Raw genomic sequence first — 13,155 nt, 5'->3', positions numbered from 1 at the left:
AAGAATTATTTCATCTGAAAAAAAATAAGTCACTAAATACAATCAAGATTTTAATAAACTCACCTAAACCCCATAGCATAGCGAATAAAACGTTTTTTAAGGAAACTTGAATTTTCAATTATCTTGAAGCCAAAACTTCTCAATGCCTTAACACAAAATATTTTATTGGAAAATATTCTATTTATCCCATCGGTCGCAAGTGCCATAGTAAAATTATCATAGTATCTATCAGATGAAATTTTTTTCAACAAGTAACTACTGCCAAAGTCAACACCATACGGTTTCACTGCAGCTATTTGCCTGATAACACTTTCTACATCTCTAATTCCAAGATTAAGACCTTGGCCTGCAACAGGATGGATTGAATGTGCTGTATCACCGATAAGTAAAATTCTGCTTTTATACAGTCTTTTTGCAAAAGCGAAACTTAAGGAATAAGATTTCCTTTTACTCTCCAATTGAATTTCTCCTAAATAAGAACCAAGCCTTTTTTTGAGTTCTAAAATAAACTCTTTTTCAACTAGATTCATTAATATTTTAGAAATTTCAGATCTCTCAGTCCAAATTATTGAAGAAGTATAGCCACCTTTCATTGGTAAAATTGCAAACGGACCACCAGGAAAAAATCTCTCTACAGCTAAATTTTGATGATGTAACTCATGTTTTATGTTAAATACTATACTGCTTTGTTTATAATCAAATTTGATTATTGGCATAGAAAATAATTCTGGCAATTTAGAATTTTTACCCTCAGCACAGATAAGTAATGAAGATATTAATTTTAGATTATTACTTAAAATAACTTCTACGCATCCTGTGTCACAAGCAATTACCTGATAAGAAAGTGAAGAATAAATATTTAGTTTTTTTAAAAAATTATCGTTGATTGCATTCCATATAACATTTTTATTGACAACATAACCCATTGGTTTTTCACTAACTATTTTATGATTATAATGTACAGTAACTGGACTATTTCCATCCAGTACACATATATCAAGTATAGGTTCTGCTTCGCTCTCTATAAATTGCCAAATTCCCAGCTTTTTTAAAATTTTTCTTGAGCCTTGAGAGATAGCAAATACTCTATCATCAACTGCATGTTGCAAACTATTTTTTTCAATTACAGCCACAGATATAGAATTATTATGAAGGCCAATAGCAGTAATAAGACCAACTAACCCCCCACCTGAAATGATTACATCATAATTCATTGCTTAAATTTTTAAGTTATACTACCTTTTTTAAACAAGTTTAAAATGCCTTACAAATTATATATAAAAAACCGTACATCTTTAGCAACATTTTCATAAATGCTTATTAAACTTTTATTCAGCATTAAAGGATTTCCACAATCAAAAGCACTACATATTTGAGGATCTAAAGGAATTTTACCCAAGAATTTGATTCCCAATTCTTCGGATATTTTTTTCGCACCATCCTTACCAAAAATATATATTTTTGAATTCCCTTGAATAAAATAACTCATATTTTCTATAATGCCAATAATTGGTACACTGAGTTGCATAAACATGTCATAAATTTTGCGAGCATCAATTAAGGCAAGATCTTGTGGAGTTGAAACTATTATTGCTCCAGTCAAGTCAAAATTTTCTATCAAACTTAGGTGTACATCACCAGTTCCTGGTGGGGTATCAATTATTAAATATTCTATGTCTAACCATCTTGTTTTCATTAGTAAATTGTAAAGCATTTTTGTAACCATAGGGCCACGCCATATTGCTGCACGATTTTTATCAATAAAATAGCCAATTGAAATGGTACTTAATCCATACCTTTCTATAGGTATTGCTTGACCATTTTGTATTTTTAGCTTCAACCCTTCAGCACCAAGCATTTTAGGAATTGAAGGACCATATATATCTGCGTCAACTAATGCAACTTTGTATTGTAATTTTGCTAATGAAAGAGCAAGAGTTAGTGCAACTGTTGACTTACCTACCCCTCCTTTACCAGAAGCTATAACAATTATGTTCTTTACCCCTTCAATATGCAGCTTAATTTTCTGTTTTACAGTTTGTTCTTTATCAAAAGTAATCACGGCATCTTTTTCACTCTGATATAGCTTTATAGATGTTCACAATTTTTTTTACTCTTCTCCATTCCTTTGATGTTACTAAAAACTTTAAATCTAAAGTTGATATTCCTATCTTTAATAAAAATTGAGAGTATTACACAACATCTTTTTTTCTATGACCTTTTTTTTTAACTCTCTTTTAATAATTTCTTTTATTTTTAATATATTTAGTATTAAATAACGTATAGATTAAACACTATTATAATGAAAGTCAATTTCTACTATTATTTTAGCACTCTTTAAAAGATAAAACAGAGACATAAAAATAAATTAGCTTTTTTTTGACAACAATTTGACGTGATGTATCTTCCAAAAGATCTTTATTTAAGTATGCTGCATACTTAATATTAATAGTTAATATATATTCTAAATAATATTCTAGATACAAAATCTTATGGAGAGTTTTGTGTAAACTAGGAAATTTTGTTACTTAATACTACAGTTAAAAAATATAGAAAAAGGGATGTTTTTTCTGGCTACACAGAATGACTTTATATAGTTAATAATAGAAGGCTCAATCTTTTACGGAGTCTTTAAAAAGAAAAGACTTACTAATGCTCAGATTATGAAATCAAAATTTTTAATTAACTATAATATATAGCTTTATCAAATAGAACATTGATTGCTAAGGTAAAAGCTGAAGCACAAAGTAAACAGAATTTTAAAATTAATTTTGTCACTTTTATGATGAAAATTTAGCTATTTAGATAGCCAATGTGAAGAAAAATCAAACAGTTAAACAGTATTAATTAAAGGCAATAAAAAAATGAATTTAGTGATATATTATAATAAATACATCTTAATCTAAATTTGTTAACATAAAAAACTTTACGCTTACTTAATATTCATATAATGAATATAATTTCATTCTTAATTAAAATGAAAATTAATAAATTTTGCTTTTTTGTTAAGAGTTTTTTTTAATCTAAAAACAAGATGATTTTATTTTCAGTACTGACGATAAAGCGTACGTAGAAAAATAAAGAATTTTGGTTTATATTGAGACTTTAAAGAATTATGAAAACATAATGAAAGAGCAATGAGTTTCTCAAGTAAAACATGAGATTAGAACTAAGTAAAAGTAAGAAATTTTAGAAAATGTAAACTGATTTATTTAAAAAAAAACTACAAGTAAAACTAAATTCAAATAAAGTTAGGAAATAAAAATATTATTTCAGAAAAAACAGTGAGGTCTAAAATAAAAGAAAAAGAGAAAGATTGAGAGTAAAGAATTAGTTAAATAGTAAGTAAAGTATAGTCTTTGAGTTGTGTTAATTATACACAAGTATTAATTTATTGAACATTTTAAGGAGCAACTAAAGCAAATCTTTAGCATAAAGTAACAACTCTTCTTTTGTTAAGGAATGGGAGCTGTTTTCCCAACGTTGTTTTAACAGCTCTAAGTTTCTACCTAAATTTTTTCCTGGATGTTGACCTATACTTATCAAATCATCGCCAGATAAAGGAAATTTTGGGATATTAAATATCTTGGTAAACTCAATATACTTATCAACATTTTTCCCAGACTCAACGCCATAAATTTTCACTAAATCACAATATAATTCTTTGCCAAAAAAAGATATATATTTCTTTTGTTTTTTCTCTGAAAGCTCTGTTTTAATATTATTAGACAATAAAAACAATAGCTTTTTCTTTTGTTTATTCGAAAGACGTAAAAACCTGCTTATATCTTCTCCAAGACTTACCTTATCATTTTTTTTAGTAGTCCTAAGAAGCAGTGCCAATTTTGTCAGTGCGTCAATTGGTTTAACATTGAAATAGCTCACACTAGAATCTGAGAGAGATGTATGAATCATAGCATTACGTACCGAAGTAATAGATGATTTTGTAACAGATTGAGTCTTGACAAGAAATGGTGAAGATAGAATTTCACACTTTACTTCCTTTGGAATAATTTTTTGTAAAATATTAGATTTTTGCATGCTTTTAAGAGCTGGAACTGGATTATTGCACTCCAATAACTTAAACATTTCTTCTCTTATTCTTTCTCCAGAAAGATTTGAAATCATATGCGAATATTTTTTGCATACATCCAATATTTCATCACTTAAGTCTTTAATACATATTTTAGCATGAAAACGAAACACTCTTAAAATACGCAAGTAATCTTCCTTGATTCTACCTTCAGCATTGCCTATAAAATTTAATTTCTGTGCTTTTAAATCTTGAATACCACCAAAGTAGTCATATATACAACCATACTTATCCATATACAAAGCATTAAATGTAAAGTCACGCCTTGAAGCATCATCTTTCCAATTATTAGTAAACTTTACTTTTGCATGTCTACCATCACATTTAATATCATATCTTAATGTTGTAATCTCAAAGGATCTCTTATTTAAAATTGCAGTAACAGTTCCATGTTTTAATCCAGTTGGAATAGCTTTTATACTATGTAATTCAAGAGCTTTAATTACTCGATCAGGAGATAGATTAGTGGCTAAATCGATGTCATGAACATCACGCTGTAAAATTGAATCTCTCACACATCCACCAACAAGTCTTATTTCACCTCCAAACTTCTCTATGGCATTAATTATTATGCTGGTTTCATGATCAACTTGCATTTAAATTATTAAATATTATGCTTATATTTCGTATTATAAAGTACCTATAAAAAAGACCATATAATAAAATACACTAAGGTATAAAGATCTTCTATAAAGCATTTGTACTTGTAAACACTAAGGTTATCCTTTGAGTTTTTCCATATGCATTATATCATAAAAACTTTAAAATTTTTCTTTTCAGAGCTTTATACATATTTTATTCCACCTATTATTATAGGTAATATAATCTATTTCTTATTAATATTTTTTGCAACATTTCTTAATATCTTAACCTTTCTTTTTGAAATGATAAGTCAAACATAATAAATACTTGTGTTTAATATACTCAGATCTATATTCAATTGAAATTTTTTTTTGTATAGTAAATTATTTTACTTTTGCCTTATCAAAAATTTTTTCTTAATAAAACAATAGCTCAGGTCAAATCACTTTATTCATTAACATATAAAACATCATTATCGTTGCAATTAACTTAATATCTCTACATTTTTAAACTTGTACAACATTATCAATTAATAGAAAATAAACACCTTATTTGCCGAAACTTTCTTTTATAATATACTTATTTAATGTATATAATGCTTATGGAAAGTTATTACTCTCAATGTTAAAATAGTATAAGCTCATTTTTCAGTGGTATAGACATATTATAATTAGTAGCTTTAAGATCCACAAATCTAATAATACTTACTCAGCATTACAATTGCATTAATTATTTCTTGATTACTCTATAATAATTTATGTTCTATTTTTTATTTTAAACTTTATCTAAATAAACAAAAAAGCAGCTCTTTATTAAGAATTACTTTTTCTCTATATAAACTTTACCTAGAGAATGTAAGCTTCTTTTTTAAAAAGCCCTCTACTTCAAATTTTTTATCTTTTTGTACTTTTATTTTCTTAACTACTTAAGCGCTTTATTTATCAACTATAGTGGTAAATTTCTCTTCTAATATAAAGCTATAGATTATTTCATTTAATAAAATAGCTTATGTATAGCAAAATTTTTTAGATTATACTATGATTATTTATTTTCATAACAAATATGAGCTTTAACTGTGGTATAATAGGGTTACCCAACATAGGAAAATCAACTTTATTTAATGCACTTACACAATCGAACATAGCTGAAGCTGCAAATTATCCTTTCTGCACAATCGAACCTAATATTGGAAAGATGCTAATAAAAGATCAGCGTTTAAAGAAAATTGCAGTAATGACTGGTTCAAAAAAAATAATCTATAATCAATTAGAAGTTATAGATATCGCAGGGCTAGTAAAAGGTGCAAGCAAGGGTGAAGGACTTGGTAATAAGTTTCTAAATTATATTAGGAAAGTTGATGTTATCATTCATCTACTTAGATGTTTTACAGACAGAAACATTAGCCACATCTATAATAAAATAGATCCAATATCAGATGCCGGAGTAGTAGAGATGGAATTAATCTTGGCTGATATTAATAGTATAGAAAATAGACTGTTTAAACTAGAAAAAAAAGTAAAACTAGGCAATAAAGAGCTAAAGAAACAGGTTGATTTAATGCAGAAAGTTTTAGCTGTTTTAAAACTAGGCAAACCTGCAAGAAGTTTAAGAAATACAGATGAAGCTGAAATAAAATTGCTTGAATTGCTAACGACAAAACCAGTTATGTACGTTTGTAATGTAGAAGACACGAGTATAATAACTGGTAATGAGCTATCTAAAAAGGTGGAAAAAATAGCAGAAAAAAATAAAAGTAAATTCTATTGTATTTCAGCAAAACTTGAAGCAGATATTGCAAATCTCAAAAATGAAAAAGAAAAACAAAGTTTTTTATTAAAGTATGGCTTACAAGAATCAGGACTTGATAAAATAGCGTGTATTATACATGAAATGTTAAATATGATAACTTTCTTTACTATAGAGCCAAAAGAAGTACGTGCTTGGCCAATAAGAATAGGATTAACAGCTGATAAAGCAGCAGGAATCATTCACAGTGATTTTAAAAAAGGTTTCATAAAAGCAGAAACTATAAGCTTTATAGACTATATAAAATATGGAAGTAAAGCATCTTGTAAAAACGCAGGGAGAATTCGCTTTGAAGGTAGAGATTATATTGTGCAAGATGGAGATATAATACATTTTAAGTTCAATATATAGTTGATCTAATTTTCTTTATATCAAAGAAAGCCTTTTTTTTAAGAAGAAAACTCTAATTTCTATAGTTACTCTAATTTAGAAGATTATATATTAAAGTCAAATACAGTGATAATTTTTTATAAAAAACATATCTTTTTCTGCATATTACTATAGTATAACATTATTTTAGATATTTCTTAAAACTTCTGCAAACTTTATAAATAAGTTCATTTTATAAACTTAATTTAAAATATTTTTAAGTCATATTTTTTTATCAAAAACTTACTTTATTACATTAATTAAACTAGAATTTACATTAAAATAACAGAAGAGTACATAAAACCTTTTCAAGATTATCTTAATACACTTAATTAAGTGATATACTGCATAAATTTTGTAAAGTGATAATTTCTCATTATTTAATTTTTTAAATTATTACTATTTTCAATAATCATATAACATGTTTTCATTTTGTTTTTTTATTTCATTCTTTTAACTTTTTTTAAAAAAGCTGTTACTTTATAAAATTTTCTAGTTTAATATAGTTAGTATGAAGTTTTTATAAAAATATAAATTTAATCCAAATTGCTTAAGATTATTAATAAAATAATTTAAATTATGTATAAGAAAACTTATCAGAAATTTTTATATATCACACCCCATGTTAACCATTCAAAAAGGTATTATTTTCATAATAAATGCTTTTCAATTTAAAATTACATTTTTACTTAATTATACCATAGATAATTCTTTAACCATTTTAATACCTGAAAAAGAAAAGTATTTTTTTTGCAATATCTTGCTAATATTTTCAATAAATCTTTCTTGATTCATTATTATGAAACATCAGTATAAACAATTTAATATCATCGAACTTATATTATTTTAAAAAGTTTATTATATAATTAATTTTTCTGAAGAATATTCCAATGATTCAATATTACATTACCCTAAACTATTAAATAATAAGTAATATATTTGCATTAATATATTGAACATGCACTACATAAATTTTGTATTGTTTGCAATTTTATCAGTATGTTAGGTAAAATAATTAAAGAATTAATCGAGCAAGTATCATGATCAAAGTGAATTCCATTTACGAGTTCCCCATTTGTTACTCCAGTCACAATAAATACTGATTTACTCTTTACCATATCTTTTATAGTATAAATTCTTTCTAAATCATCAATATTCAAACTTTTTGCTCTTTCTTTTAACTGATCTGTATCAAATATCAATCTCCCTTCTATCTGTCCACCAATTGAACTGAGTGCTGCAGCTGTTAACACTCCTTCTGGTGCTCCCCCTATCCCAATATACATATCATGATTGCCATTTATTAGTGAAACTACAGCAGTAATATCACCATCATCTATGAGTTTAATTTTTACTTTCAATTTCCTCATTCTAGTTATTAATTCACTGTGTCTTTCACGTCTAAGTACGGTTACTACTAAATTACTTATCTTACAGCCTTTTGCCTTGGCTAAATTATCCAAGTTTTCTTCAACACTATTTTTTAATGAAACTACGCCTTCTGGAAGGTTCTTTCCCACTGCTATTTTCTCCATATAAACATCAGGAGCATGCAAAAAATTACCCTTTTTTGTTGCAGCAAGAACTGACATTGCTCCTTGTTTATAATAAGCACAAATTTCAGTACCTTCGAGTGGATCAACAGCAATATCAATTTCGGGACCGTTCCCTGTACCGACCTTCTCCCCAATGTATAACATTGGCGCTTTATCTCTCTCACCTTCACTAATCACAATTGTGCCATTTATTTCTATAGAATTAAATGCTTCTCGCATCGCATCAACAGCAGCTTTATCAGCTTTTCTTTTATAACCTAAACCTACCAACTTATGTGCAGCAAGTGCTGCAGCTTCTGTCACTTTAACTAATTTATAAGCTAGATTTTTCATCACTTATTTAATAATCACAAGTTTAATATATTATTATGTATATGATATTACAAGATTGTATGATCGATTATATAAAAATTACTATAATAATAAATATAGTAACGTGCAGTAAAATTTACATAATTAATAATGTAGTTTGCGAAAAATAAAGAAATTATAATTCATACTTGTTAAAGTATAGTATAAAAATTTTTATAAAAAAGCTCTGAATTAAAGAGCAGACAAACATATTGTCTTACTTGAAAATATTGTATTTAAAAGCTTCCTCCCTGCACTATTAGTAATGTATCATTTAAAGAATTATTATCTAGTTTATAAGAAAGATCAAAGTTAGTATCAAAGTATTATCTTTAAATACTCTATCAAGTTGTGCTGTATAATATTTAAAGAAACCAATTCTTATAAAAAGGCACTTTTAGCAGCGACAAATTTAATAAAATGAAGATTTTAATATATTAATAATGCTATCAATAAAAACAGTCTTCAGAAAGTTTAAATATTTTTAAAGTATATAAGCTCATTAAATAAATAAAGGTTAATAAAATTACTTAAGGCAACATAAAATAGTTCTGCAAAAGAAATGAGTTAAAGTTATTATTTCTAAATAAAGGCAAGTTTATGAGGACAAATTAACGTTTTGACGGTATTAAGAATATTAGCTAAATAATTAATTTTTTTTAAAAAAAAAGTATAAATAATATTTAATATAAAAATAATATAAAAATCTTTTAAAAAAAATAAATTTTTATCAAGAAAAATTGAAAATATCTTGATTTAAAATAATTTTGCACTAAACTGACTGTTCTATATGCTTCTAATCAGAGAATAATTATTATGTTCCTAAATTAAGAGATAAATAAAAAGTAAAACATATTTTAATGTAGAAAAAACAACAATAAAATTTAACATTGTAATCATAAAGTTGGTTATACTGTCAAACTTGCCAACTTTAATCTTTTAATAAGACTTTATTCAAATGTACTAAAATAACAAACTTAATTAGCTTTAAAGATTAATGATAGAACCTATAAAAACCTGTTTTAAAGCGATATATTATATTACTATCAAACAGAATGTATCTCGAGTATAAAGTGAAAATTTTTATATAATAAAAGCTTGAAAACTATTCTTTATTACTCTCTTAGTTATTAAAATATCTAGTATGACTAATTTATAAAAACTTCCTTACTCAAATCTGAGATTATATTTTATTTTGATAAAAATATCGTATACTACATCGTACACTACCTATAAAAAGGTATAAAATCATAAGCATGACTTTTATAAAATTTTGAATTTATATTCATTGAACTACTTGAATTTTTTCAAATAAAATAGGATGGTAGGTAGAGCAACAGTAATTAAATTTACAAAAGAACATAAAAAAAGGAAGCAGAATGACTGCTTCAAAAAAAAATAACAATAACAAAAGGGTTATAGGTAATTAATGAAGCAAATTATGATACTTTGGATAGTTTCATTTGAATAAAAAGAGATAATGGTATAAAACTATTACTATTTCTAAGTTAATAAAATTATCTAACCAACAGTGTACATACTAACAGATTAATTTAATAAAAATTACTAAATCTAGACTTAATTCTTAACTTTTTAAAAAAATTCTGTAATAAAAAAGAACATTCTGTTTCTAATATTCCACCATAAACTTCAGGTACATATTTACAAAATTGAAATACTTTGGCACCGTTTTCTATTCCTCCGCCTTTAGAATTATAGGCTCCAAAATATACTCTTCTAACTCTTGCAAAAGAAATGGCCTGAGCACACATTGAGCATGGCTCTAATGTTACATACATATCAACATTACAAAGTATAGGTGTTAAAAGCAATTTACATGCTTGTCTAATTGCTAACATCTCTGCATGTGCAGTTGGATCACAATACATATTGTGTGCAAAAGAAATAATATCACTTTTATTCACCATTACGGCCCCTATGGGAATTTCATCATTTTTTTGAGCAAGTTTTGCTTGTTCTATAGCAAGCTCCATGTATCGATACTTAAACACTCTTTGTTAGTTTTACTTTTTAATTCTATTAACTGCTGCTTCAATAAAAGATATAAAAAGAGGATGAGGAGAAAATGGCTTTGATTGAAATTCTGGATGGAATTGCACACCGATAAACCATGGATGACTTTCTAACATTACTGCTTCTATACATGTACCATCTTCTGACATGCAGCTGCATGTCAGCCCGTTTTTTTCTAAATCATCTTTATAATCTAAATTAACTATATACCTATGCCTATGCCTTTCTGAGATAGTTGTATTACCATATATATGTGCCATTTTAGAATTTTGTTTTATATGACACTTGTATGCTCCAAGTCTCATGCTTCCACCAGTATCAACATTTTTACCACTAGCTAGCTTAATAATTCGGTGCTTACAGATACAAAATTCTTCAGAATGTACATCTTCAAGCTTAATTACATTACGAGCAAATTCAATAACTGCAAGCTGCATACCCAGACATATTCCAAAAAATGGGACATTATGCATGCGAGCATAGCTTATTGCTAATATTTTACCTTCCACTCCATCGTCGCCAAATCCTCCTGGTACGAGAACTGAATGAGAATTCAGCAACTTTTTTTTTATAAATTCTTCATCAAGAGTTTCTTTATTTTTCTTTCTTGAATTAACCCAATTTATCTTTACTCTAACTTTATTGCTGATTGCACCATGATTCAATGCTTCAACTAACGATTTATACGCATCAGGAAACTCAGTGTATTTTCCTACTATAGATACAGTGATTTCCTCTATTGATTTTCTCATAGAGAGTACTATTTGGTCCCATTCAGTTAAGTTCGGTTGTGGTTTACTCAAACTAAAATGTTCTAGGACCTGTGTATCCAGTCCACATTGATTATATAGAATTGGTAACTTATATATATGATTTACATCAGGAGCAGGTATTACATTAGATAAAGAAACATTACAAAGATTAGCTATTTTCTTTTTTTGATTGTCAGAAATTTTTTTTTCACTACGACATAATATAATATCTGGCCGTAAACCTGCAAAGTTTAACTCTCTAACCGAATGCTGTGTTGGTTTTGTTTTTTGTTCTCGAGCTACTGTAAGATATGGTACTAAAGTTAAATGAATAAGGATAACTCTTTGTTTTTCAAGCTTGTAGCTAATTTGACGTATAGCTTCTAAAAACGGTTGACTTTCAATATCACCTACAGTCCCTCCTATTTCACATATTACAAAATCTAAGCCATCTGTACCGTTAAAAATAAATGATTTAATTAAATCTATCACATGAGGAATAACTTGTACAGTTTTACCTAAATAATCACCACGTCTCTCTTTTTTCAGTAACTCATAATAAATTTTACCAGTTGTTATATTATCGTCTTTGGTTGTTTTTATACTAGTAAAACGTTCATAATGCCCAAGATCCAAATCAGTTTCTGCACCATCTTCAGTAACAAACACTTCTCCATGCTGAATTGGGTTCATTGTTCCAGGATCAATATTTAAATATGGATCAAGTTTTCTAATACGTACTTTAAAATCATAAGCCTGAAGGAGTGCACCTATACTTGAAGCAACTAATCCTTTACCAAGTGATGAAACAACTCCACCTGTTACAAAGATAAATTTAGTTTCTTTCATTAATCTTCAAAAGGAACTGAAGTAGATTCATTTTTTTGTTTCTTTTCTGATAAAATTTTCTCTGCAATTGATTTTTTATGTACATATTTTGAATATAATCCCGATAATAATAGTGTATTTATTATAAATAACCCAACGACTATAGTGGTTATTTTGCTAAGCGAGTCTGTAGGAGATTTTACTGTAATCATTGCATTAAGTCCTTGTTGTGAATTATTAAAACCACTTAGCGAGTTATTTCTCGGTGATCGCAGAAAAACTAAAATTACTAAAATGATCACTAATACTATCTGTAGTATACTGAATATTGTTACTAACATTATAAATAGGACTAAAATAAAAATTTTAGGCACTTAGAGTGTATAAGTCAAGTTTTGCTAATATTGTATAAAACTACAAAAGTTCATTGATTTATTTTCATAAAATAATTTTTCTTCTTTTAAAGAAAATATAATTAAGTTTTATACTAATAAATAGTAAAAGCTTAAAATAAGAGCATTAGAGAAAATTCTTAAAAAAATTGTTTTAGATAACAACAATCACTATACTGTTTTATTAAAAGTCTCAAAGCATATTTTATATTTTGTACAGTAAGATTAATATAAAAAATGCAGCAGAATTTCATAAAAAGCTTAATAATTTTACTATTTTTTTCATTACTTTATAAAGTACCCTAAATATTAATATAGTTGACAATATTTATATTTATCCCTTTCTCATAGGAGTATTTGCTTTTTTGTTCTATAAAGAAAAGATAGAGAAC

Annotated in this window: 7 protein-coding genes and 1 pseudogene; 1 reads left to right on the top strand and 7 read right to left on the bottom strand. The window is 26.8% G+C overall.

What is annotated here, in order from left to right:
* Nucleotides 1-59 precede the first annotated feature (59 nt).
* From ubiH to GOY14_RS01705, 3 genes and pseudogenes are all read right to left on the bottom strand, one after another.
* Nucleotides 60-1,214 (bottom strand): 2-octaprenyl-6-methoxyphenyl hydroxylase, encoded by a 1,155-nt coding sequence (gene ubiH, locus GOY14_RS01715; RefSeq protein ID WP_175809580.1) that lies wholly within the window; start codon nt 1,212-1,214, stop codon nt 60-62.
* A gap of 50 nt (nt 1,215-1,264) precedes the next feature.
* A pseudogene (locus GOY14_RS01710) lies at nt 1,265-2,203 on the bottom strand (Mrp/NBP35 family ATP-binding protein).
* Nucleotides 2,204-3,414: 1,211 nt separating this feature from the next.
* Nucleotides 3,415-4,689 (bottom strand): CCA tRNA nucleotidyltransferase, encoded by a 1,275-nt coding sequence (locus GOY14_RS01705; RefSeq protein WP_175809579.1) that lies wholly within the window; start codon nt 4,687-4,689, stop codon nt 3,415-3,417.
* Between the two features lie 1,048 nt (nt 4,690-5,737).
* Between GOY14_RS01705 and ychF the strand changes: the two genes are divergently transcribed.
* Nucleotides 5,738-6,832 (top strand): redox-regulated ATPase YchF, encoded by a 1,095-nt coding sequence (ychF, locus tag GOY14_RS01700; RefSeq protein WP_175809578.1) that lies wholly within the window; start codon nt 5,738-5,740, stop codon nt 6,830-6,832.
* A 962-nt stretch (nt 6,833-7,794) separates the two neighbouring features.
* Here ychF and glpX read toward each other — a convergent pair.
* The 4 genes from glpX to secG all read right to left on the bottom strand — a co-directional run bounded on the left by glpX (nt 7,795) and on the right by secG (nt 12,712).
* Nucleotides 7,795-8,739 (bottom strand): class II fructose-bisphosphatase, encoded by a 945-nt coding sequence (gene glpX / locus GOY14_RS01695; protein WP_175809577.1) that lies wholly within the window; start codon nt 8,737-8,739, stop codon nt 7,795-7,797.
* Between the two features lie 1,571 nt (nt 8,740-10,310).
* A complete protein-coding gene (locus GOY14_RS01690) occupies nt 10,311-10,751 on the bottom strand; it encodes a nucleoside deaminase (RefSeq protein WP_175809576.1) in 441 nt (146 codons plus the stop codon).
* Nucleotides 10,752-10,781: 30 nt separating this feature from the next.
* Nucleotides 10,782-12,392, bottom strand: a complete 1,611-nt coding sequence (locus GOY14_RS01685) for a CTP synthase (protein WP_175809575.1) — start codon at nt 12,390-12,392, stop codon at nt 10,782-10,784.
* A complete protein-coding gene (gene secG / locus GOY14_RS01680; RefSeq protein WP_175809574.1) occupies nt 12,392-12,712 on the bottom strand; it encodes a preprotein translocase subunit SecG in 321 nt (106 codons plus the stop codon). Before secG ends, GOY14_RS01685 begins: the two co-directional genes overlap by 1 nt.
* Between the last annotated feature and the right edge of the window lie 443 nt (nt 12,713-13,155).

Source organism: Wolbachia endosymbiont of Dipetalonema caudispina (assembly GCF_013365495.1).
In the GTDB taxonomy this organism is placed as follows: Bacteria; Pseudomonadota; Alphaproteobacteria; order Rickettsiales; family Anaplasmataceae; genus Wolbachia.
This window is presented reverse-complemented; position numbering and strand designations above follow the sequence as displayed.

Coding starts and splice junctions, on each gene's coding strand:
- ubiH (WP_175809580.1), bottom strand. CDS start 1,214: ATGAATTATGATGTAATCATTTCAGGTGGGGGGTTAGTTGGTCTTATT.
- GOY14_RS01705 (WP_175809579.1), bottom strand. CDS start 4,689: ATGCAAGTTGATCATGAAACCAGCATAATAATTAATGCCATAGAGAAG.
- ychF (WP_175809578.1), top strand. CDS start 5,738: ATGAGCTTTAACTGTGGTATAATAGGGTTACCCAACATAGGAAAATCA.
- glpX (WP_175809577.1), bottom strand. CDS start 8,739: ATGAAAAATCTAGCTTATAAATTAGTTAAAGTGACAGAAGCTGCAGCA.
- GOY14_RS01690 (WP_175809576.1), bottom strand. CDS start 10,751: ATGGAGCTTGCTATAGAACAAGCAAAACTTGCTCAAAAAAATGATGAA.
- GOY14_RS01685 (WP_175809575.1), bottom strand. CDS start 12,392: ATGAAAGAAACTAAATTTATCTTTGTAACAGGTGGAGTTGTTTCATCA.
- secG (WP_175809574.1), bottom strand. CDS start 12,712: ATGTTAGTAACAATATTCAGTATACTACAGATAGTATTAGTGATCATT.